The 21898-nt window shown below is 58.1% G+C and carries 19 protein-coding genes and 1 pseudogene; 8 read left to right on the forward strand and 12 right to left on the reverse strand.

Annotation, left to right across the window (positions count from 1 at the left end; genetic code table 11):
• Positions 1-4 precede the first annotated feature (4 nt).
• On the forward strand, positions 5-634 hold the full coding sequence (locus tag NKH50_RS23990) for a methyltransferase family protein (protein WP_352881361.1): 630 nt from the start codon (positions 5-7) through the stop codon (positions 632-634).
• 109 nt (positions 635-743) lie between these two features.
• Here NKH50_RS23990 and NKH50_RS23995 read toward each other — a convergent pair whose 3' ends face one another.
• Positions 744-1028, reverse strand: coding sequence for a hypothetical protein (locus NKH50_RS23995; RefSeq protein ID WP_352507989.1), 285 nt, complete (start codon positions 1026-1028; stop codon positions 744-746).
• On the opposite strand from NKH50_RS23995, the gene NKH50_RS24000 reads away from it, so the two are divergent.
• The 4 genes and pseudogenes from NKH50_RS24000 (at position 1027) to NKH50_RS24015 (ending at position 5809) form a co-directional block, all read left to right on the forward strand.
• Positions 1027-1716, forward strand: a complete 690-nt coding sequence (locus NKH50_RS24000) for a phosphatase PAP2 family protein (RefSeq protein WP_352881364.1) — start codon at positions 1027-1029, stop codon at positions 1714-1716. The genes NKH50_RS23995 and NKH50_RS24000 overlap by 2 nt on opposite strands.
• A gap of 118 nt (positions 1717-1834) precedes the next feature.
• Positions 1835-1933, forward strand: a pseudogene (locus NKH50_RS29020) (transposase); the annotation flags it as partial.
• Positions 1934-3727: 1794 nt separating this feature from the next.
• Complete coding sequence (locus tag NKH50_RS24010) at positions 3728-4573, forward strand: ABC transporter permease (protein WP_352778840.1); 846 nt, start codon at positions 3728-3730, stop codon at positions 4571-4573.
• Positions 4574-4576: 3 nt separating this feature from the next.
• The gene (locus tag NKH50_RS24015) at positions 4577-5809 is read left to right on the forward strand and encodes an ABC transporter ATP-binding protein (RefSeq protein WP_352881367.1); all 1233 of its coding nucleotides are present in this window, start codon (positions 4577-4579) and stop codon (positions 5807-5809) included.
• A gap of 9 nt (positions 5810-5818) precedes the next feature.
• On the opposite strand, the gene NKH50_RS24020 is transcribed toward NKH50_RS24015, so the two are convergent.
• From NKH50_RS24020 to NKH50_RS24070, 11 genes are all read right to left on the reverse strand, one after another.
• The gene (locus tag NKH50_RS24020) at positions 5819-6757 is read right to left on the reverse strand and encodes a glycosyltransferase (RefSeq protein ID WP_352881370.1); all 939 of its coding nucleotides are present in this window, start codon (positions 6755-6757) and stop codon (positions 5819-5821) included.
• Positions 6754-7632: a glycosyltransferase family 2 protein gene (locus tag NKH50_RS24025; protein WP_352507984.1), complete on the reverse strand. Its 879-nt coding sequence runs from the start codon at positions 7630-7632 to the stop codon at positions 6754-6756. Before NKH50_RS24025 ends, NKH50_RS24020 begins: the two co-directional genes overlap by 4 nt.
• Positions 7625-8626, reverse strand: coding sequence for a polysaccharide deacetylase family protein (locus NKH50_RS24030; RefSeq protein ID WP_352881373.1), 1002 nt, complete (start codon positions 8624-8626; stop codon positions 7625-7627). The genes NKH50_RS24025 and NKH50_RS24030 overlap by 8 nt, the downstream gene beginning before the upstream one ends.
• On the reverse strand, positions 8623-10185 hold the full coding sequence (locus tag NKH50_RS24035) for a glycosyltransferase (RefSeq protein WP_352881376.1): 1563 nt from the start codon (positions 10183-10185) through the stop codon (positions 8623-8625). The genes NKH50_RS24030 and NKH50_RS24035 overlap by 4 nt, the downstream gene beginning before the upstream one ends.
• Positions 10182-11279: an NAD-dependent epimerase/dehydratase family protein gene (locus tag NKH50_RS24040; protein WP_352706289.1), complete on the reverse strand. Its 1098-nt coding sequence runs from the start codon at positions 11277-11279 to the stop codon at positions 10182-10184. The genes NKH50_RS24035 and NKH50_RS24040 overlap by 4 nt, the downstream gene beginning before the upstream one ends.
• Positions 11276-12376, reverse strand: coding sequence for a Gfo/Idh/MocA family protein (locus NKH50_RS24045; RefSeq protein ID WP_352739468.1), 1101 nt, complete (start codon positions 12374-12376; stop codon positions 11276-11278). Before NKH50_RS24045 ends, NKH50_RS24040 begins: the two co-directional genes overlap by 4 nt.
• Positions 12360-13352 (reverse strand): glycosyltransferase family 2 protein, encoded by a 993-nt coding sequence (locus NKH50_RS24050; protein WP_352706284.1) that lies wholly within the window; start codon positions 13350-13352, stop codon positions 12360-12362. The genes NKH50_RS24045 and NKH50_RS24050 overlap by 17 nt, the downstream gene beginning before the upstream one ends.
• The gene (locus tag NKH50_RS24055; protein WP_352881381.1) at positions 13349-14260 is read right to left on the reverse strand and encodes a glycosyltransferase; all 912 of its coding nucleotides are present in this window, start codon (positions 14258-14260) and stop codon (positions 13349-13351) included. The genes NKH50_RS24050 and NKH50_RS24055 overlap by 4 nt, the downstream gene beginning before the upstream one ends.
• An 80-nt stretch (positions 14261-14340) precedes the next feature.
• Positions 14341-15312, reverse strand: coding sequence for an NAD-dependent epimerase/dehydratase family protein (locus NKH50_RS24060; RefSeq protein WP_352706280.1), 972 nt, complete (start codon positions 15310-15312; stop codon positions 14341-14343).
• The gene (locus NKH50_RS24065; RefSeq protein ID WP_502906910.1) at positions 15309-16559 is read right to left on the reverse strand and encodes a glycosyltransferase family 2 protein; all 1251 of its coding nucleotides are present in this window, start codon (positions 16557-16559) and stop codon (positions 15309-15311) included. Before NKH50_RS24065 ends, NKH50_RS24060 begins: the two co-directional genes overlap by 4 nt.
• Before the next feature lie 420 nt (positions 16560-16979).
• Positions 16980-18386, reverse strand: coding sequence for a polysaccharide biosynthesis/export family protein (locus tag NKH50_RS24070; protein ID WP_352706276.1), 1407 nt, complete (start codon positions 18384-18386; stop codon positions 16980-16982).
• Between the two features lie 168 nt (positions 18387-18554).
• Between NKH50_RS24070 and NKH50_RS24075 the strand changes: the two genes are divergently transcribed.
• The 3 genes from NKH50_RS24075 (at position 18555) to cysN (ending at position 21757) form a co-directional block, all read left to right on the forward strand.
• A complete protein-coding gene (locus NKH50_RS24075) occupies positions 18555-18824 on the forward strand; it encodes an inositol monophosphatase family protein (RefSeq protein WP_502900509.1) in 270 nt (89 codons plus the stop codon).
• Between the two features lie 84 nt (positions 18825-18908).
• The gene (cysD, locus tag NKH50_RS24080; protein ID WP_352739470.1) at positions 18909-19856 is read left to right on the forward strand and encodes a sulfate adenylyltransferase subunit CysD; all 948 of its coding nucleotides are present in this window, start codon (positions 18909-18911) and stop codon (positions 19854-19856) included.
• Entirely contained in the window at positions 19856-21757 is a 1902-nt protein-coding gene (gene cysN, locus NKH50_RS24085; RefSeq protein ID WP_352881388.1) for a sulfate adenylyltransferase subunit CysN, read from the forward strand. The genes cysD and cysN overlap by 1 nt, the downstream gene beginning before the upstream one ends.
• Positions 21758-21898 lie beyond the last annotated feature (141 nt).

Here is a 21898-nt window from a genome sequence, read left to right on the forward strand (position 1 = left end):
AGCGATGACGCTTTACTTCACGATCTGTGCGACCTTGAAGGCCGCAACATTCATGGTAGCTCTTGCCCGCGCAGAATGGACAGTGGCGTGGATTATCGATCTCACTGCAGATGTCGCCGCTCTCGGCTTTCTCGTGCTCGTCGTTGTGATGACAGTGGCGCGTCTTCCGCCCCTGGGAACAGCGCACGGAGTTGAACCCCGAATCTCTGCGCTCATCGGATGCTTTGCCACCGCAACTTTGATCGCGGTCCCTCGCATCCAGGCAGCTCCGCAGATCGAGTTTGTTGCGGACCTGACCACCATAGTTGGTTTCGCTCTTTGCATCTTGTGCCTGTTCTGGCTTGGCAGATCCTTCAGCATCACCGCGCAGGCCAGGCGGCTCGTCACGGCAGGCCCTTACCAGATCGTGCGTCACCCGCTCTACGTCTGCGAAGCGATCGTCCTGCTCGGCATTCTTCTCGGCAACGCGACATGGGCGACCGTCGCAATCTGCGCGATTGCCCTGGCTTTCCAATATCGGCGGCTCGTGAACGAGGAGAGGGTCTTGCGAGCGGTGTTCCCCGAATACGAAGCCTATGGGCAGACCACGCCAAGGCTCATTCCGTCTTTATCCTCATTGTGCCGATGGCAGTGACTGTGCCCCATGCTGACCTGCAGTGTACAGATGTAAGGGCATGCCTGGTGATCTTACACGGCGGCGTTAGGAATGCTTCATTGGCTGACCGAGACGTTGAAACTCGAAATCACTTAGTAACTATTGCCTTGGTCACAGCTCTTTTCGGGCTGATTGACATTTTTTGGTTGCCATTTTCTACAGTCGATTTTTCACCGAGGAACTGGGTTGACATAGGCAAGGTGGCCCTTGTCCTCAGCGCATCTTGGATGGCATCGGCAATTGCCCTCCATAGATTGAGATCTGATACAAGCCCAATCGCCAGCATAATCAAACATCTTTGTGGCTGCTTGAGAATCCTGGTCGTTTCCGCAGTAGCATTCATACCGCTCGCCATTTCAACCACCGTCTTCATGTACCTGGCGTCGGCCACCTCAAGGCCGCTGGCAGACCCGGTTCTAGCTTCTATCGATTCCTGCCTCGGTTTCGACTGGCGGTGGTTTCTGGCCACGACCAACCAGCCGACTACAGCATCCGTCCTGGTTTTTGCTTATCATGTGCTGGCGTTTCAAATGCCGCTCGTTTTGTTAGTCCACGCGGTGAGAAACCAACGAGAACGAGCACTGGAGTTTGTGGCTCTTCTAGCGGTTGCCTCGGTCTTCACGGGCGCACTGATGGCGTTGGCGCCAGCTGAAGGCGCTTATGCCTATTTCAAGCCGGCGCGCGGGCTATTTTCGAACTTCACCACTGATGCCGGAATGTGGCACCATCATGTGCTTATGGCGCTGCGATCAGGCGAGCCGTTTGATCTAATTGTGACTAAAGGCACAGGGCTCGTCACGTTCCCGTCGTTCCACACGGCACTTGGATTGGCAGTGGTCTATGCCGCGCGGACCATCCGGCCACTTTTTGTCGTGTTGGCCCTGGTGAATGCCGCCATGATTGTGGCCACGCTGCCGGAAGGCGGTCATCATTTGATAGATGTGATCGCCGGCACAATCATCGGTATTCTCTCCATCATTGCCGTCAAGATGCCTAGCTATGCTCGCGGAAAGGCCGACCGCGTTGCGAGATCAGCCGTGGCATCGGACGCGGACCACTGAATTGGCCACGGGCCTTTGCCTTCGGCTGCCTGGCAATGACGTGGCGGCGGCGAGACACAGTGAGGAGGAGCGCCGCCCTGCGGCGGCATCTGCGCGGCTGCATGCACAGGAAGAAGAGAAGAAGATCAACATCTCCACCGTGCTCGCCGGCCAGAGGCTCGGAATCACCGAAGTCGCCGACGGCATTTGGCTCGTCTCCTTCATGCACTACGATCTCCGGATATATCGAAATGCTTGCGTGCAACAACTCGGCGCGTTGTGGGAACAGGCTCTGCGCGATGCGCTCACTCGGAGCGTCCGCAGACCCAGCGACGTAGGATTCTATGGTGGAGCTCCCTTAGCCATGCCTGGGGTCCCAAGCATACTGCTGTTTGTAGAATTTGTCTGCGGCGCCGCGGTCGGAATGGCCTGGGTCGCTGGGTGCCAAGTTTTTGTCTTGGCAGGACAGCCGACTGCTTGTTGGCGGCATCGGCGGCTTGCTCTTTGTGTGGCCCTCCGCGCGCATTCCGGGGGTTGGGCGCCTCATCCGCCACCACGCCGACGGCCTGACGCCGACCATGTTAATCGGAGCCGGAATAGCAGGGCTGCTGGGAGGTCTTGTCCTGATTGTGCTGGGCCGGTTTCGTCGAGTCACTCATAAGAGGCTGACAGCAGCTCCGAATGAAGAAGATGCTTGGCGCGCACAGATACTTTCCGGCTATCCATCGGCCGCGCTGAAGATTGCTCGGTAACTAAAATATATAGACTTTGTCCTACCTGGGCGCGGGCGCAGCGTCGTACGTGATGGAGCGATCCTGCCCTTTGACGCTTTGACGGTGGCTGGCTCGCGAAATAGATCCCGCGTCGCATCAAGACAATCCCGCCGGCGCGTGCCACCGCCGACTAACGAAAACTCTCCGACGCGCGTCGACGTCTACCCAGAGTGTGGCTGGTGGTAGCGGTTGCTCACGCAACTGCTTGATCTTGATTGATTAGGTGCTAGCGGAGAGCGCTACATCGCGAGACCCACTATCGAAGAGGTCATCTGCTATCGGAGGCGCACGTAGCCTAGACTTCTAGGCTAGAGCGGTTCGCGTTTTGGCTGAATCCAGATTCCCAAGATTGAGCAAATCAAATTCGATGTCCCGGCCGTGGAGGTCTTGACTGATGGCGAAGCCTATTCGGTAGATCTGCGGCAGCGGGCGATGGCACGCCTTGAAGCGGGCGAGACGAGCTATGAGGTGGCGGCGCACAGCGCCGGTTGTGAGATGACAAAGCGATCTTGTGTGCGTTCGACCAGGGCGGGCTGCACCAGACCTCGGCCTGACTTGACGAGATTACACCTCCTGGTGCTTATCGTTTGTGCCGACGCCTTCTGCTTCGATGTCGCGGAAATCGCATCGACAGCGCCCCTTCCGCAGTATTCTCCGAGCCACCCAATCCGGTTGATCCGGCGCAACTCTCCTGGCTACTGTCCTCGATGTTCATTGGGGCCCACGGGATGGGTCGCCGATCGTTACGGGCGAAAGTTGGTGCTCTCTGGCGTGTTGCTGTTCCTCACTGTGGTCTCGCTCCTTGCCGCGTTTAGCCGAGACATCCAATCCTTTACAGTGCTGCGTGGCATTCGGGCATCGCTCTTGGGGCCTTCCACCTCTGGTCATTTCCTACCTGACGGAAATCCTGCCGCCCAGACGCCGTGGCATGCTGATCCTTCTCGTCGGCACCACCGCCGCCCTTGGCCCCCACTGCTACATCTTCATCGCCCGCTGGCTTGCGCCGCTCCAGCCATTTGGGCTCGACGCGTGGCGCTGGGCGTTTTGCCTCGGCAGTTTCGGCGCAGGGGTCTTAGGGCTCCTGTTTCTGATCCGGAATCACCGCGGTGGCTATTCTCGCAGAGCCGGCTGGCGGAGGCTGAAAAATAGTCCAGGCATTCGAGCGTTCCCCGAGAATAGACTTCGGAGAAAGTCCTGATTGCACTGCGCGGAAATGTAGGCCTCAATGGGGCCGTCAAGGGAGGGCGGACGCCATCATAGTGTCGGTACGGACAGACCCGCAACCTTTAGCTGTTGAGACAGTAATCGATCCGTCCCGCAAGCGGCGGCTGATCGACCTTTCCGAACTTTGGCGATATCGGGAAGTTGTGTTCTTCCTGGCCTGGCGCGACTTCAAGGTCAAATACCGCCAGACTTATCTGGGTGTGCTCTGGGCAATGCTGCAGCCGCTCGTTGCCATGTCGGTCTTCAGCGTCTTGTTTGGCCGACTCGTGGGCATCTCATCAAACGGAGCGCCATACCCGCTGTTTGTCCTGTGTGGGCTCGTGCCGTGGAATTTTTTTTCGCGAGCGGTTGGCAGCATGACGGGCAGCCTTGTCGGCAACCAGGAACTTGTGAAGCGCGTCTATTTTCCGCGTCTGATCATTCCCATATCCGCTATGGCCACGTGCCTGACCGATATGATCGTCGGCCTCACTCTTTTGTTCGCGGCGCTGCTGGCATTCGGAATCTGGCCGGCACCGCAGGTGATCTTCCTGCCACTGTTCGTGCTCGTCATGGCTGCGTCGGCGACGGGGCTGGGAGTGGCACTATCTGCGATCAATGTCCGCTTTCGCGATGTGGGATATCTCGTGCCGTTCAGCCTTCAGATAGTTCTGTTCATGACTCCGGTTGTCTATCCGGGCAATCTCGTGCCGCACTTTTGGCGGCCGCTCTACAGCCTGAACCCTATGGTGGGGATAGTCGAAGCCATGCGCTGGAGCGTATTGGGCACGCCCGCCGATTGGGTCATGATCTCGATATCGACTCTCTCCTCGCTGGCCCTTCTCGTTGCCGGACTGGCTATTTTCTCAAAGTCCGAACGCGCCTTTCCGGACCTGATCTGAGCAATGACCGACACAGTGATTGAAGCCACCAATCTCTCCAAGGCCTACAGACTGGGGGTGGCGAACAATAGCTTCCCTACCTTGCGGGACGCGCTGGCCAGCGGCGCAAGGCGAATCCTTCACAGGAAGTCCGCTTTGGGTCGACGCAACGGTGGAGACGATCAATTCTGGGCCCTGAGGAACGTCTCCTTCCAGGTGCGCGCGGGCGAAGTCCTTGCCGTGATCGGACCCAACGGCGCGGGAAAGAGCACCATTCTCAAGATATTGGCGCAGATTGTGGAGCCGACTTCCGGTCGCGCGACGATACGCGGACGGCTGGGAGCTTTGCTGGAGGTCGGCACGGGGTTCCACGCGGAGCTGACCGGCCGCGAGAACATCTATCTCAACGGAGCGATACTCGGCATGCGCCGCGCCGAGATCAGATCCAAGCTCGATGAAATCGTCGATTTCTCCGGCATCGAGCCGTTTCTCGACACGCCTGTTAAGCGTTACTCAAGCGGCATGTACTTACGCTTGGCCTTCGCGGTTGCCGCGCATGTCGATCCCGATATTCTGGTGATCGATGAGATACTGGCCGTCGGCGATGCCGCATTCCAGAAGAAATGCATTGCCAAGGCCGAAAGCGTCGCCGAAACGGGCCGCACAGTGCTGATCGCTAGCCACCAGATGTCGGTTCTGCAGCGGCTTTGCAACCGCGCAATTTTTATCGACGGCGGGACGATCCTGGCCGACGGCCCGACGGGCGACCTGGTCCGGAATTATCTGCAGACACTGGAAGCGCGAGCGAGCACCGATCTGAGTACACGAACGACGCGCACCGGGCGAGGCCGCCTGCGTGTCGTCGGCATCGAGGTTTTCAACAAAACGGGTCCCGTCGCGTCGGGGCAGCCGGCGGTTTTTCGGCTTCAGGTCGATGGGCCGCGCGAACTTGCACAATGCCTTATTACCATTATTGACGACCTCGGCGATCCTGTGACGTCATTCGACACGATGGAGCACTCCGAGCATGATCGTCAGGGCGAAGTCTACACGGTGCATGTAGAGAGACTTATGCTGAGACCAGGGCGCTACAGGATTGATGTGGCGCTAGTGGCGGACGACAGAGTGGTCGAAGACCAGGTCGAGACCGCCGCCGTGTTCGATGTCATGCCCGGCTTGCTCGACAACCGACCGGTTACCGCCCAACCCGGCTTCGGCAGTGTCAGCTTTCCGCACCGATGGGTGACTAGGCGTTGACGCTTGCTTTCAAACTGAAGCACGCACGAGTTTACGCCGAATCCGGCGCTGTTGCTTTGCTGTCCACATCATGATCTTCAGGATAAGCCGGTCGGCCCTGCTTCCAATCGTCGGCGGCGCGACGTAGGGCGCACGCGCCAGCCGCAGCGTCCATCGGACGTGGAAGCCTCGCAGTCCACTCTCCTGCAAATGTTGCGCGACCCAGTCGAGGAATGCAGCGCGGGCAGGGTGTTTCCCCATGCCGTCGTAGACCCCTCGCTCAGCCGCCGCCGCCGACGTCGAACCGGAATACTGCCGGTAGCGTGCCAGAGTTACAGGCGTGACAAAGACGGGAAGACGCAGGAATAGCTTCGCCCACAGAGCTTGGTCTTCATAGAGATCGAAGCGCTCCTCAAAGCCGCCGACCGTGCTGATCGCGCTCCTTCGCAAGAGCACCGAACAGGTACACGGAACGTGACCGTTCTGGATCAGCAGAAGTCGCCTTAGAAGCCGCGGGGGCTGATGCAAACGGCCAGCAAGCCCGTCCGTCGGCTCGATCCAGTCGGGGCGCTCACCGTCTGGATACCACCATCTCGTCGGCCCGAAGATCATTGCGGCTTCCGGGTTGGCATCGGCTGCCGCCAGAACCGTCCGGAGCATATGCGGTTCGTACAGATCGTCTGCATCCAGGAAGGCAAGCAAATCGCCGCTGCCGGCCTCTATTCCGGCGTTTCTCGCTGCCGCCGCGCCACGCTTGGATCCGGGAGGCCTGTTCAGCACCTTGATCCGAGGATCGGTTGCTGCAACATCATTGGCGATCCTGACACTGTCATCCGTCGAGCCATCGTCGACCAGCAAAAGCTCCCAGTCCGCAACTGTCTGAGCTTGGACGCTGGCGATCGCTTCGCCCAGAGTTGCCTCCGCATTGAGGAAGGGGGTTATGATCGTCACTCGCGGCAGGGAAGTCATCGCCGAAGCCATCCTTTGATACTTCGCTTGATCACCTTGCGGCGCTCGCGCGCAAGCGCTTTCCAGATTGCTGAACGAATGCGGAAAGAGGCGCCCTTATCCGCCATTGTGCGATTTAGCCATGTGAGAAACGTGATACGCGCGGCCTCGTCAGTGCCTGCCTCAGAGCAGGCAACAGAGCAACTTTCAGAATGCTGGCGGTATTTTGCCCAGGTCCGGCCGGACACGTAGGCGGGCGCGAATGCGAGCGCCTTGGCAAAGAACGTCTGGTCCTCGAACATCAGGCGAAAGCTGTTCTCGAACCCCCCAAGCGTTGCGAATAAGCTTGAACGCATCAGGGCATTGCATGTTGTCGGCGTCTGGACCTCGTTCTGAAGTAGCAGCTCAAACAGCACGGGAGGCTCGTATCGGGTGTCTGGTTCGACGCCGAGCGGGTAGTAGAAGTCCGCGCGGTCAGCAGCCTCTTGCCAGCTATGCCAGATCAGAGTCCGGCCATAGATCATGCCGAGCGCCGGATCGCTTTCCATAATAGAGACCTGTTCGGAAAGCTTTTCGGGCAGCCATGCATCGTCTGCGTCGAGAAATGCGACGTAGGCGCCGCGCGCTTCCGTCAGTCCACGGTTGCGCGAGGCGCTGATACCGTGATTGCCATTGTCATGGTGAGACAATAGTCGCACCTTGCCCGGCAGCCGCTGCTCATAACCGCGTATGATGGCGGACGACTGGTCAGTCGAGCCATCGTCGACAACGAGGAGTTCCCAGTCGGTGAAGCTTTGACCTACAATGCTGTCAACAGCTTCCCGGAGATAACTCTCACCATTGAACACGACTATAATTGCCGTAACACGCGGCTGTCCGCCTGAATTGTCAGCCATGGCACAGCACCATGCGCCGAAAGTCAACTTCACCCCAATCGGCGACCGTAACGCGCGGCAATCGGTAAGGGTCGACGCGAGGCCCAGCTTCACGCGGCAGGGTAGTTACTGCATAGTCTATGCCGGCAGACCTTACGGCGTTGGCGGTGCTGCCATCGAAATCTCCAAACGGGTATGCGAATCCCACCACCCGCCGTCCTGTAATCTCCTCGCATTGTTGGCGGCTGCCTGAAATCTCGCGTTCAAGCTCGTCCCGTTTCAGTAGCGGCAAGGATGGGTGCGTACAGGTGTGGGCGCCGATCGAAACGCCATCGGTGTCGGCGAGCTGCCGCAGCTCCGAATGCGTCATGGCGCGATCGCGCCCTCGGGGACTGGCGTCGGTTCCTGCCCATCTTGCCAGCCGCTCAAGGGCCTTCTCGCGTTCGTGTGCACTCAACGGCTTCAGCAGTGCGTGCAAGTTGAAATGGAGCGTCGTGCGGTTGATCGCGTTATTGGAGTCCGCCGGCATTGCGTCCTCCCAAACGCGCCAGTCATAGTTTCGGCCAGCGATCTCGATCTCCAGAGTGTTCGGGAGAGCAGGCATCTCCAAAATGATGCGGGATAGAATGTCCCACCAGAACACTGAGGGATCGGTGATCGCATGGGTGGTGACGAAGACAGTCGCAGGACAGTTCATACGCCGCATGATCGGCACCGCGTTTTGGAGGACATCCGCGTAGCCGTCGTCAAAGGTGATTGCCACCGCATTTCTCGGTGACCGTCTCTCCCCAAGCCGTTGCGCCAGCCATTGCAGGGGAACAATGTCCCGCGCTTTCGTAAGAAGTTCGATCTGGCGTGCGAAATTTTGCGGCGAAACCGCGAGTTCCCAAGGATCGACGAGCGGTTCTGCGATGCGGTGATACATCAGCACGATAGGTCGACCGAAACCGGCAAGCAGGCGCCCCCGTCGCAGGAATTTGCTGACAGTTTGACGCGCTGTCACGGCGCCGCTCATCGCCTGAAAGCCCGCGCCGCGACTATTACCGGACAATAGGGGTCGTGCACATCAAGTAATGCCGAATTCAGCTCATGTTCCGCCAGGCCGTAGAGGAAGGCCGTAGCAGAATACGCGTTTCCATAGTGACTGACTTCGACGTTCTTCGCCCCGAACCTGTCCGACAGAAGTCGCCTTAGGGCAGCCGGAGTTATCGACCAGAACCAGCTCTCGCCCCATTCTCCCCTGTCAATCGGGCTGACCCAAGGCACTGTAATCAGGAGAACGCCTCCCGGCTTCAGGATCCGCCACAGGGTTGCGACTGCAGCAGGTAGATCGAAAAGAAGGTGCAGGGTCTGGGTGAGTACGATACAATCGAAGGTCTCGGACGGCAGATCGTCGTTATTCGCCAGATCACCCACGAAGGTTGTCAACGGGTGGCCGTTATAACGGTTCAGAACATCGCTTGCGGTAACCCGACTGCCTCCGAAACGCATCGTATAGGCGTTATCACCGATCTCCAGGACCCTTCCGGATATGTTCAACGAACAGGACGCGAGGAAAGTCTCGACATAGCGGCGGTCCAATGGCTTGCCGCGATCAAAACCGAACTCCGTGCTGAAGGGTACGGTACGCTCGAGGTCACCGAACCGGGCGCTCGAGCGGTGCCGACTTGACCGGCGCCTGAGACGATGCCGGAGCATCACAGCGGTCTGTAACGGCGCTGCAAGCGAAACGGCGATAGTGCTGCTGAGTTGACCGGCGAGTGAAGAGCGGAACCGAAGCGCTGTACCAAGCTGTCCCAGTTGCTTGTCCGTATAATAGCACTTCCATTTTTCGACACCCTGACGGTAGGCGGCCGCCCAATCCGGATTGGTCTGCGCGACGTCCCGCTGCCGGCGAAGGACCTTCAGCGCCGCGCGCAACATCATCGGATTGCTGTTCGACATATTCGTTGCGTGCCGACGGTAATCTGCGAGGTATTCCGGAATGCAGGCCACCTTGTTCGCCCGAGATAGGCGAAGGTAGACGTCGTAGTCCTCGCAAGCCCGCAGTGACCGGTCAAATCCGCCGGCGGCTTCCAATGTCCTGCGGCGATAGAGCACCGTCGCATGCATTCCAATCAGGTTGTCGGTCAGGAAGCATGCATACGGGTCCTCGCCCACCGACCTCAGTGGTACAGTATTCCTGACTGCACCGGCCTCGTCGATGGAGCGGAAAGCACCGTAGACCAACGCGCAATCGGGATTGTCGTGAAACAAGGCAAGATTGGTGGCCAGCGCTACCGGGCGCAGCCTGTCGTCGGCATCCAGGAAGGCAATGAATTCGCCGCGCGCTGCCGTCATCCCGGTGTTACGGGCAGCGGCCAAACCCTGGTTTTTTTGGCGGATGTAGTGGACGTCGTCATATCGACGAACAACACTTTCGGGATTGTCCGACGACCCATCGTCCACAATGATGATCTCATCCGGCTTCACGGTCTGGTTGCGGACGCTGTCGATCGCTTCGGCAAGGAACCGCGCATGATTGTAGGTCGTGATGACAACTGAAACGCTGGATGCAGCGGGGCGGGTGGTCATCTCTCACCCGCTCCGTTTCGGCAGGTCGGGTAGCCGGCAAAGGTCAACCAGCCGACAGATCGCCGACATGCTTCCTCGAAGCTGACAGCCGGCTGGTATCCGAGCTCACGCTCGGCCTTGCGCCATGGAAGTTTCGTCTGGCACTGGTGCAAAAGTGCACGCTCCTCCGATACCATGACCGTTGGGGCCGTAGTCGCACCGGTCGCATTGCGTCCTGCCTTCCGCCACTCGGCATAGCCTGCCTTCAGTCCGCTGCGAACAGGCCTTGGCAGGCTTCGGACAAGCCGCCGATATCCTTGGCTTTCCTTCAGTCCTTGTTTCCATCTCGGAGCAAATGACAATGGCGCTGAAGCCGAAATCGCGGCCAGGTCGAACCCCAGTGCCTCGGCGATCGGTCGGCAAAGATCTGCCCAACTGATCTCTTCCCGGTCTCCGATCAGATAGGTTCGCCCAGAGGCCTCGGGCACTTCGATGGCGAGCTTGATCGCGTGAATGACATTGTCGACATAGGCGCTGTTGCAGATACCACGACCGCCATCCACCAGGTAGGCGGAACCGTCAATGAGCTCGTCGGCAAAACCACCGGTCCAACTGGAGCGTGGGCCAAAGACAATTCCGGGCCGCAGCACCACTACCTGCACCGTGCCGTCGCGTGACAGTTGCCCGAGACGGCGTTCGGCATGAATCTTCGCATTGTTGTACTCGATCGTCTGATCGTCATGCAGCGCGCTCGTTTCGTCCGTCCCGGGCGGGGGCGATTGGCCATGAACGGAAGCGCTGCTGAGATAGATCAGACGAAGCACGCCGGCAGCGGTGGCTGCACGATAGACGGGCTCGATAGCATCGACGATCGTGCGGGCGTCACCGGCAACTGCATGTACGACGTACTGACAGCCCGTAAAGGCAGCGGTAAGAGCCTGAATATCACGCGCATCCGCCACCATTGCGTCAATCGCAAAGCGAGACAGACTGGCGAAAGCATCCGGCCTGCGAACGATCGGCCTCACATTGGCCCAGCCGGAAAGTTGCAGCAACTCCACGGTGCGGCAACCTATGAAACCGTTGGCGCCAAGCACTGCAACAGTGCCGGTCATTGTCTGGTCCCGGCGGAAGCAGCGACATGGAGCAATTCTTCCGGACCGAGCCACGGCATGTCCATCAGTTTCCGTCTAGCATAGCATCCTTCGATCAGATCGACCACATTGCGCCCAACACTGGCCGGCACGGAAAGGGGGGCCCCATTTCGGACCGCATCCACCAAGCCCGAAACCTGATCGCAAAATGCATCGACAAAATCGCGCGACCGGCCGTCGGCATTGGTGAAGGAAACGCAGCCTGTCGTGCGACTTCCATTCAAGGCGACCTCCACAGTCTCGGTCTCATTGACCGTCCAGGAAATCGAGCCACGTTCGCCCTCAAGGCGGTACAGATTCGGGCGAGCCCAATCCCGGCTCAACCTGACCGTCGCGTCGAAGCCGCCAAAACGCAGCCGGACAAGGCAGTTCGCCTCGACGCCGCCCATTGCGTCATCGGCGTAGTGGATTTCGTCGGGCTCTCCAAACCACCAGGTCAGGAGGTCAAGGCAATGCGTGCCGATATCCTGAAGCACACCACCACCGGACTCCGCGAAGCTGAAATAGCTCATCGAAGCCACCGGCCACTGGAAGGAGCCGCCCTCAAAACAACTGACGCTTCGTAACCGTCCGATCATTCCGCCCTCCAGCATGGCCTTTATCGACCGCGTCGCAGGGAACTGCCTTCTGACGAGCCCTGTTGCCACATGAAGATTGTTGGCTGCCGCTGCCGCAAGGATACGAGCCGCCTCGGAGCTGCTCGTGGCCATCGGCTTTTCGCACAGAACATGCATCCCGGCTTCCAACGCTTGTGTCGACTGATCAGCGTGATATCCAGGTGGCGAAGCAATGATCGCAATATCGGCGTCCATAGCCAAAAGGCCGTCGAAACTGGCCGCAACCTTGGCTGAGGGCAGTCGCGCCTGAACGAGTGCGGCCTGCTTCGCATCTGGATCGAATATCCCCGCGACTGCAACTTGGCCTCTGCTTTGAAGGCGTGAAAGCGCTTCCGCATAGTAGAGCCTTGTGACAGCTCCACATCCGGCCAAAACGAGCCGGACCGGTTCATCTTCCCGGAGTCCTGCAGGCCGCTGCGCGGTTTCAACTAGGATGGACAATCCTGCCTCCCTGTCTTGCAACGAGCCGCAGCATACGACCAATTGTCTTGAGTGAGGGATCGAAGCGGAACGCTTCGCTCATCTGCGCCAAGCATCCAGCCCAATCGCCGGCGCCGAACAGTCGCCGCGCAGTCTCGAGAGCGCTTAGCGCATAGGTCCGCCGGGCCGACGCGGCGACATCGTCCGCAAGCTCGGTTGGAAGATAGCTCTTGAAAATATCGATCGCCATTCGCGTGTAGGCCATGTCCTCGGCACTTCGGATATGGCGCCCTGTGTTCGATTGGGGGTGCATCCGATAAAGTGCAAGGGCCTGCGGTTCGTACCAGACAGGAAATTGAGAAGCGATGCGGACCCACATCTCCCAGTCTTCACTGCATTTGAGCCGCCGGTCGAAGGCGCCGAGTTCTTCGTAGACCGCGCGGCGCACCACGATTGATGGCGTCATGACGTGCTGTTCCAACGCCAGTCGAGCCGCCGCATTCTCGAGCCGTCCGGGGCTTGACTGCATTACAGGCGGGATCGACAGCTCCTGTCCGTGGGCATCCATGAAGATCGCCCGGCAGAATGCCGCGCCTGTACTCGGGTCCGCATCGAAGCCTCGTCCGAGCAATTCGTAGAAGCCGGGGCGGACGGCGTCGTCGCCGTGCAGGAGATGTACGAGTTCGCCCTGGGCACGATCCAGGCAGGTATGGAAGTTGCCGATATGCCCTAGATTTTGCGGCTGGTGGAAAAAGCCAACGCGGTTCCCACCGATTTCATTCAAGACTCTTTGCGGATCATCGGAAGAACAGTCGTCAACCACCTCGATTTGCATTTGAGCCGGGCCGGGGTCCTGCGCCAGCACACTTTCCAGCGTTGCGGCAAGAAAGCAGGCGCAATTACAGGCGGGGATCATCACTGACCATTTCGGGCGTGCAGCCTCCCGTGGCAACGGCGAGATCGGATCGCGATACTCGAAGTCACGGACCGCCGTCATCGCTGGAGCACCGAGGACTTCAGCAGGTGCAGCCCCAACCTGACAATGTCGCGTTTGTCCACGTCACGTCCGATGCCACCGCTGCGAAGGCTCCGCAGGAAGCACGATCTGGCCGATGGCAAATCGCCTTCTACCAGATACCGCATTGACCATTCATAAAAGTAGCGGGAGCAGCCGCCGCGGGCAGAATTTGCCACCTGCGTGTCCATGACCTGCGCCATGCGCCGGTAGAATCCTTCTATTGCATCCAGCTTGGGTCGGTTTGGCAGTGCCGATATGAGTCCGCCCGGATACAGACGGTAGACACCTGCTACCTCGTCGACAAAAGCGAGATCTGCTGTCCTTGCGCAAAGCACATACAGCGGCCAGTCAGTTATCGGAAAGAAATCAGCATACCACCACGGCACATTTCGAACGCACGCGGTTCGCATCATGCCGGCGCAAGTTGCGAAAGGATTGCCTTCCCAGATATCCCTTTGCGTCACGATGGGTTTCTGGTCCGCCCGCGTCCACCGCGTCGATGTGAACTCATCGCCATCCGCCACGACTGCATTGTGGAATATTGCGGAGAGTTCCGGGTGCGCGTTGAGATGGGCCGCCTGATCTTTGAGCTTGGTCGTGGATGTCCACAGGTCGTCGCCATTGAGGATCGAGACGTAGCGCCCACGCGCCATCCGGAGTCCTCTCGTGACGACTTCGTTCGATCTCACATTACTGCCGGAATAGATCGCCGACAGCCTTTCAGGATGGTTGGAAACATATCGCTCGACAATCTTCCGGGTTCCGTCGGTCGAAAAGTCTTCACTGATCAATATCTCGACACCGAAATCGGCCTCTTGCATGAGAGCGCTGTCGATCGCAGCCGCCACGTAGCGTGCGTGATTGTAAGTGACAATAAGGACGGTCACGCGAACCGTTGACTCATTCACCTTCCGCTCCGCAGTCCATGCCGCCCGCCTATCTCAGATCATGCCGATCATTGCTGGCTCTAGATCGCGTGAGTTGCCCTCATTTCCGCAATTCCACCATTGGCCTCAAACCAGCGCAATGTGCGCACGAGACCCTCTTCATAGGGCACTTTGCACGACCACCCCGGCAAGATTCTTCGGCATAGGGTCAGGTCAGGACGCCGGTTGGTCGGATCCTGCGGCGCCGGCTCACCATGAACAATGGTCGTTCCGGGAATGAGGCCTGCAACATACTGCGCGATCTCAAGCACCGAAATTTCCCGGTCGTTTCCTACGTTGACTGCTCCCACATGATTGAAGTTCTCCAGCCAGAACAGCCGTTCGAGCCCATCGACAATATCGTCGACATAACCCCAGCTGCGGGTTTGGAGACCATCACCATGGACGACGATCGGCTTGCCGGCCAACGCATTGGCGATAAAGTTGGAAACAGCACGCCCATCATCGGCTCGGGTGCGCGGGCCGTAGACGTTAAAGAGCCTGGCAACCCGCACATCGACGCCGCGGACACGGTTGCTTTCGAAGAGGAGCGCCTCGGTGCAGCGCTTGCCTTCGTCGTAGGAAGAGCGCGGGCCCGTACAGTCCACTGACCCCCGATACGTCTCGGGCAGCGGGTTGACCAACGGATTTCCATAAACCTCCGAGGACGACGCAAAGCAGATTCGCCCATCCTTTTTGAGCAGCTTCAAGAGCCGCATAGCGCCAATTAGATTTGCTGAGACGGTACGCTCGGGCTCCCGCATATAGACCGGCGGCGACGCGGGCGAGGCAAGATGAAAGATCTCGTCGAATTGGAAATCGGATTTGAAATGCTCCACCTCGGAGCGGACCAGCACTAGGCGTTGATCTCGGATATGACCAACGTTTTCTGCTCTGCCGGTCCATAGGCTGTCGACCACAACCAGCATGTCCAAATCGTTTCTTTTGAGAAGCCGGTCGACCAGGTGCGACCCGATGAATCCTGCTCCTCCAGCCAGCAACAGCTTCTTCATCTCATGTCACGAAGGGGACATAGGCTGTCCGAATTCGTGTCCTCGTTGGGCATTGCAAGCGTCCCTCCTTCGGGAAGCCGCGTCAAATAGGCTCCGCTTGGTCCAAGCTTCTCGTCCATTACAGCAAGATTGCTGAGCACCACGCGGTAGTCGGCTTTCTCGGCGGAATCCGCAAACTCATGAATAGAGTAGTTCCAAAAATTTCCTCCGCTCTCCGAGCCGTTTTCCCCTGAGCTGCGGTCCTCGCTTTCCGGTTGGGGAAGTGCTCGCTTCGCCTTGCGCAGGAAAATGGCCGTAAATGCGGCAACGAGTTTCGCGAACTGCACAGGTGATCGCCAGAGCATTTTAGTGCAGTTCCTGGCGACAGCAGCAAATCGGTGTGTCATCAGCCCAAGCTTGGCAATCTCGACATCGGTGCGGAAGATCGCATCCAGCAGGACCGGCTTCACCGCCTCTGTGCAGCGGGCAAGTACGCTCTCGAGCACCATCCGACGCGAGATGAGCATTCGCACGAAATCTGCCGACATATTCCCTGGCGTTCGGCGGTATCCGACAAGATGCTCCTCAACGACGCCGAAACGGTATTTGGAGGCAATGCTCTGTTGGATGAAGAAGTCCTCGCAACCCTCTGCACCGCTCTCGCGCAGTCGCGAGGAGTAGCCACCCATTTCGAAGAGAACATCGCGCCGAAGCATCACCGAACTGCCGTTGCCGATGAAATTTTGTCCGAGATGCTGCATGAACACCCATCCATTTGGGTGCCTCTGCTTCGGCGTGATGATCACCATATCATCGGCGTCAATCGTCCGGTAAAGTGTGTAGACAAGCCCTAGATCATTGCCAGCCGCCGCGAAAACACGCAGCTGCTTTTCGAGCTTGGTCGGGTGCCAGAGATCATCGGCGTCTACAGGCGCTATAAAGATGCCCTTGCTTGCCCGCACCCCCGCATTCCGCGCCGACGCGACGCCACCATTCTTCTGTTGGAGCAATTTGATGCGCCCGTCGCCATCAGCCAGTCGTCGAACGATCGATGCTGTTGCGTCGGTCGAACCATCGTCAACGACTATTATTTCCGTATTTTTATGCGTTTGGGCGAGCACGGACGCCAAGGTACGCTCGATGAATGGCTCTGCGTTGTAGGCAGGGATGATAACCGCCACGAGCGTGTGGGCAGAGTGCTGTGAATTGCCCGGCAAATCCGCCATCCCTAGTCGCGCCCGAAGGAAGAGAATTGCAATCGCCCCCATATTGGCCAGAAATCATTTTTGGACGAGATATCAATTAGACAATCAGGCAGCGTGAAGTTCGCAAAGACCTGACGAGAGATTGACGGACGGAGTGTCATCCAAACCCTTCTCCTTGGTGTGTGCAGGCGTCCACCACTGAATCTCTTTGCTTTTCAGCATTCTTCGTTTGCTGCTATCCGCCGCAACCTAGGCACAGAGTTGCTGGGATCGGTCGTTCACGCATATATTAGCCGAAACTACTATTCGCGCCAAGGAGCTGAAACCGACATAGCGACGGCGGTGGGCTCTATCTCCGCGTAAAAAGGCGGAACCAAGTCCCGGGCCGTCGTCCACTTCAGGTGCCCGGCAGCAGCTTGCGGGTTTCGTCCTCCGTTTGGCAGGGGAGGTGTGACGATGAACGCCGTAACAATATTTAATCAGTTAGTTCGCGATCGCCGCTCCTGGTGGGGCCTGTAGCGTAATTGTGATGGTGTCACCCGGAGCGAGCAGAGTATCTTCGGTCGCCTCGATCGTCGCTGTCTTTCCGTCATTGGAACGGGTTACACCCATCATAACCCGGCGGCCCCCTTCGGCCAAAAGGTCGCTGCGCAGCTGCCTCACATAGGCGATTTGTTTGGCCAAAGAATCCATCTCAGCGCGCATTTCCATCATCGCCGCGCTTTCAGTCTGCAAGTCAGCCAACAGGTTAATTCGACCCTGGTCGGTAAGCTTCTCAAGGCTGCGCTGCAATTCCCCTTGGTCGCGTTCAAGTCGAGAGATCTCAGCGTTGGTTTGCAAAGCGCGGGTCGCTGACAAGAGCACTGCGCGTTGAGCATCGTTGATCATGGTGATCTGGATCAGACCTTTTTCGAAGAGCTTCTTGAGGCGATCAAGTTCAGCCGCATCCGCTGCCGCGCCAGCTTGATCCGCCTTCTGCTGCTCCTTCAGGTAGCCCATCCGTTCCGCCGCCTTGGTCGTGGCCAACTTGATTGAAGCGCGCTCTTTCTCCTGATCCACATAGAGAGCTTCAAGATGCTTCTGTTCCTGCTGCAAAGCTTCGTCGCGACGGGGTTCGAGGCTCGGGTCACGTTCTGCCTCCGGAACCTCGATCGCCCTGGCGCCGCTCAGCTGCGCCTCTATTCGAGCAGCCTTGATTTGGCTTTCCTGATACTTGATGCGCAGAACGTAGAGGCGGCCGCCAAGGTCCGCTACTGTCATTTCAGGGTTTTCAACCTCGCCGCGACCGAGCTTATAGCCGCCGCCCGCAGCCACAGCTTGTCGGACAGCCATTCCTGGTCGGAAGGCCTGAGTCCCAGGAGAGGCAATGTCCCCGTCGATATAGACCGGTCGGTATTCCTCAATATCAACTATAATCTGATCTGGATAGAACCCGGTCCAATTCTCAGTGCCGTCAGCGGATCGTTGCGGAAGGGACTTCGGTTTTAGGACCTCGATTACCTCCTTGCGAACATCCTCTATTGTCTTCTGGCGAACCTTTAGGGGGCCCAAGACCGGCAACACAATTGTACCGCTCTGGTCGATCACAGCTCGCTTTTGCATCTCGGGATAGCCTATGACCGCGAAGCCGATCACGTCGCCAGTCTGCAGACGGTACTCGTCGACGTTGTACTCCTGTGCTAGGGCAGGGCCATTCGACAGGTTCGCGTAGACGAACAAGAGTAACAAGCATGTGAGCGCGGCGCAGCTGCCTGCTCGCCAGCGCACCGATCTATTCAACATTCGCGCTCTCGTGTGTTCGAACGGCTGACAGTCATACACATAACCAACCAATTCAGCCCCTTGTCGCAACGCATTTAATGGATCGAGCAGTTGCGGATCGAGCAGCATATCAGCTGCTCCAACCTGTCATGAAAATATCGAGTTCACTGTGTCCGCGGTCACAGCGAGTGTCGCCGATATGCCTCATTTATCCCAGGTATCCCGGTATCCCACGTAAAGCTCGGTACAAAAGTCGCACAGGCGGAAGAGTTGGACGGGATCGACATAATGGACCGTATGGTTAGCGCCGTTCCCTCAGGGCCATTGCTGAAGCTCTGGCGTGTAGCGGCAGGTGAGACGGACACCTATCCCCGGCCAGGCAGAACCATGGAGTGGGACACGGCGGCTGGCGACGCAATCCTGCGAGTTGCTGGTGGCATCGTCCTTAATCTCGAGGGACCTACAACAAGGGGGCGCCAACGATCAGATGTCGATTTTGCAAATCTTGTCGCTTACGGCGAAGCAGAATTCTACGTCGGAAAAATTGGGCTCAGAGGCTCGGTGTAGTCCCCGATTGCTCCACGAGCACACCGCGGATGAAAAGCACGCCTCGCTCTGTCGATGGAGGATCGTGAAGAGGGAAAGCGTGAGATGCTGCACGATATGGTGGCCACGAATGGAACCCCCTTCGTCTCCAGCGGAAGATTGACCCACCTTAAGCGACTTGAGGCAGAGTCAATCCACATTTTCCGCGAGGTTGCGGCGGAATTTCAAAACCCGGTAATGCTCTATTCGATCGGCAAAGACTCGTCGGTAATGTTGCATTTGGCGCTCAAGGCGTACTTTCCGTCGCGCCCGCCCTTTCCGCTACTTCACGTCGATACGACTTGGAAATTCAAGCAGATGATTCAGTTCCGTGATGATGCTGCCGAGTGCGCGGGCATGGATCTGATCGTCCATACCAACATGCAGGGCTTGAAGGAAGGGATCAACCCGTTCACTTACGGCTCTTCCACTTACACAAGCGTTATGAAAACCGACGCACTCAAGCAGGCGTTGACCAAGTATAAATTCGACGCAGCGTTTGGCGGGGCTCGACGCGATGAGGAGAAAAGCCGAGCCAAGGAGCGCATCTTTTCCTTTCGAACGGAAAATCACAACTGGGATCCGAAGACCCAGCGCCCGGAACTCTGGAATGTTTTCAACGGGCGGATTCGTCATGGGGAGTCCATCCGTGTCTTCCCTCTTTCCAATTGGACCGAGCTCGACATTTGGCAGTACATCCTGAAGGAAAACATTCCCGTCGTTTCGCTCTATTTCGCGGCCAAGCGTCCGGTCGTGTGGCGCCAGGACGTGCTGATAATGGTCGATGATGACCGGCTGCCGCTTGAGCCCGGCGAAATACCGGAAATGAGAATGGTGCGCTTTCGCACTTTGGGTTGCTACCCGCTGACCGCCGCAATTGAATCGGATGCGTCGACGGTTGCGGAGATCGTCTACGAGATGCTGTTTGCTCGAACGTCCGAGCGCTCTGGGCGTCTAATCGATCACGACGAGTCAGGGGCGATGGAAAAAAAGAGGCGGGAGGGATACTTCTGATGAACGCGATACCGATAGACCCCGCAGCGATCAGCCAGTACCTGGAGCGCCATGAAAGCAAGGACCTGCTTCGCTTCCTGACGTGTGGAAGTGTCGATGACGGAAAATCGACACTGATCGGACGCCTGCTTTACGATGCCAAACTGCTTTTTGAGGATCAGCTCGCGGGTCTGAGACGCGATTCTCGTAAGCACGGAACAACTGGAGATGACATCGATTTCGCGCGTCTGGTGGACGGTTTGGAAGCGGAGCGTGAACAAGGCATCACCATCGATGTCGCCTATCGATTCTTTTCGACCCATCGCCGCAAGTTCATTGTCGCTGACACGCCTGGCCATGAGCAATACACGCGCAACATGGCGACCGGCGCGTCGAATGCCGACCTTGCCGTCATTCTCATCGACGCGCGGAAGGGGGTTCTCACGCAGACACGCCGCCATACTTTCATCGCGTCGCTGCTTGGGATCAAGCACCTCGTTGCCGCAATCAACAAGATCGACCTGGTGGATTACTCCCAGAAGGCCTTTGATCGGATTGGCGCTGACTATCAGACTTTCATCGCGGACCTTGGCTTCAAAACGATACTCTCCATTCCGATGTCGGCACGCTTTGGCGACAACCTGGCGGAGCGGAGCGCCAAGTTGGCGTGGTATGAAGGGCCGACGCTCATCGAGCACCTCGAAACCGTCGATGTGGTCCGCGATGAAACAGCCGGCCCATTCCGGTTGCCGGTGCAATGGGTCAATAGACCGAATTTGAACTTCCGTGGCTATTCGGGAACAATCGCATGTGGCGTGGTCAACGTTGGGGATCCAGTCGTTGTCGCACAGTCCGGTTGTACGTCCAGGGTCAAGTCGATCATCACCTACGACGGCCAGCACGAATGGGCGGCGGCTGGCGAAGCGATTACCTTGGTTCTGGAACACGAAATTGATGTTTCGCGTGGTGACATCATTTGTGCAGCTGCCAGCCACCCCGAGGTTTCTGATCAGTTTTCGGCCCACGTGATCTGGATGAGCGACGACGAGCTCATCCCAGGGCGGACCTATTATCTCAAGATTGGCTCGCGCACTGTGGGTGCAAGCGTGATGGAGATAAAGTACAAGGTCGACGTGAATACGTTTCAAAAATTGGCGGCCAAGACGCTCCACCTAAACGAGATCGGCGCACTTAACCTGTCGACGCAGGAGCCGATCGCGTTCGAGCCGTATTCGTCCAACCGCGTTATGGGCGGCTTCATCATGATTGATCGGCTGTCAAACCAGACGGTCGGTGCCGGAATGATTGTTTTCGCCTTGCGTCGGGCATCCAATATTCATTGCCAGGCAGTGGAGATAAACAAAGCCATACGATCGCGCCTGAAAGGTCAGAAACCGGTCATCTTGTGGTTTACCGGTCTTTCGGGGGCGGGCAAGTCAACGATTGCTAACCTGGTAGAAAAGCGCCTCGTCTCAATGGGGCGGCACACATATCTTCTCGACGGTGACAATGTTCGCCACGACCTCAACCGTGACCTTGGTTTCACGGATGCTGACCGTGTCGAGAACCTGCGGCGCGCCAGTGAGGTGGGGAAATTGATGGTCGACGCCGGCTTGATTGTCTTGGCGTCGTTCATATCGCCGTTCCGGGCCGAGCGCAAAATGGCCCGAGAGCTATTTGCTGCGGGAGAGTATGTCGAAATTTTCGTGAGTACACCTCTCCACGTGGCCGAGAAACGGGACCCAAAGGGACTGTACAAGAGCGCGCGTCTAGGTCGACTTAAAAATTTCACTGGCATCGACAGCCCCTATGAAGAGCCAGAGTCGCCGGAAATTGTGCTGGCGGCAGGGGTGAGCGCGTCGGAGGAGCTGGCCGAACAGGTTATCAACTATCTCGCGCATCACGGCTACATCGACCGATGAACCGCGCTTTTCAGCCATGTGCCACACGTCCGGCGCCATCACTTCGGTAGGAAGGCATATTCGACCAGATCTACAAGCCGGCCCAGTAGCATTTAGATCAGGACGACATGACCACAGCACCCGCCAAGGCGGGGTGGCGAT

Origin of the sequence: Mesorhizobium sp. M1027 (assembly GCF_040318745.1) — a bacterium.
GTDB lineage: Bacteria > Pseudomonadota > Alphaproteobacteria > Rhizobiales > Rhizobiaceae > Mesorhizobium.

What these genes read in the sequence shown, in the direction of transcription:
- NKH50_RS24030 (WP_352881373.1), bottom strand. Translation starts at nt 8,626, where the DNA reads ATGAGCGGCGCCGTGACAGCGCGTCAAACTGTCAGCAAATTCCTGCGA.
- NKH50_RS24075 (WP_502900509.1), top strand. Translation starts at nt 18,555, where the DNA reads ATGGTTAGCGCCGTTCCCTCAGGGCCATTGCTGAAGCTCTGGCGTGTA.
- NKH50_RS24020 (WP_352881370.1), bottom strand. Translation starts at nt 6,757, where the DNA reads ATGACTTCCCTGCCGCGAGTGACGATCATAACCCCCTTCCTCAATGCG.
- NKH50_RS24015 (WP_352881367.1), top strand. Translation starts at nt 4,577, where the DNA reads ATGACCGACACAGTGATTGAAGCCACCAATCTCTCCAAGGCCTACAGA.
- NKH50_RS24040 (WP_352706289.1), bottom strand. Translation starts at nt 11,279, where the DNA reads ATGACCGGCACTGTTGCAGTGCTTGGCGCCAACGGTTTCATAGGTTGC.
- NKH50_RS24070 (WP_352706276.1), bottom strand. Translation starts at nt 18,386, where the DNA reads ATGCTGCTCGATCCGCAACTGCTCGATCCATTAAATGCGTTGCGACAA.
- NKH50_RS24035 (WP_352881376.1), bottom strand. Translation starts at nt 10,185, where the DNA reads ATGACCACCCGCCCCGCTGCATCCAGCGTTTCAGTTGTCATCACGACC.
- cysN (WP_352881388.1), top strand. Translation starts at nt 19,856, where the DNA reads ATGAACGCGATACCGATAGACCCCGCAGCGATCAGCCAGTACCTGGAG.
- NKH50_RS24000 (WP_352881364.1), top strand. Translation starts at nt 1,027, where the DNA reads ATGTACCTGGCGTCGGCCACCTCAAGGCCGCTGGCAGACCCGGTTCTA.
- NKH50_RS23990 (WP_352881361.1), top strand. Translation starts at nt 5, where the DNA reads ATGACGCTTTACTTCACGATCTGTGCGACCTTGAAGGCCGCAACATTC.
- cysD (WP_352739470.1), top strand. Translation starts at nt 18,909, where the DNA reads ATGCTGCACGATATGGTGGCCACGAATGGAACCCCCTTCGTCTCCAGC.
- NKH50_RS24060 (WP_352706280.1), bottom strand. Translation starts at nt 15,312, where the DNA reads ATGAAGAAGCTGTTGCTGGCTGGAGGAGCAGGATTCATCGGGTCGCAC.
- NKH50_RS23995 (WP_352507989.1), bottom strand. Translation starts at nt 1,028, where the DNA reads ATGAAGACGGTGGTTGAAATGGCGAGCGGTATGAATGCTACTGCGGAA.
- NKH50_RS24050 (WP_352706284.1), bottom strand. Translation starts at nt 13,352, where the DNA reads ATGACGGCGGTCCGTGACTTCGAGTATCGCGATCCGATCTCGCCGTTG.
- NKH50_RS24025 (WP_352507984.1), bottom strand. Translation starts at nt 7,632, where the DNA reads ATGGCTGACAATTCAGGCGGACAGCCGCGTGTTACGGCAATTATAGTC.
- NKH50_RS24065 (WP_502906910.1), bottom strand. Translation starts at nt 16,559, where the DNA reads ATGGGGGCGATTGCAATTCTCTTCCTTCGGGCGCGACTAGGGATGGCG.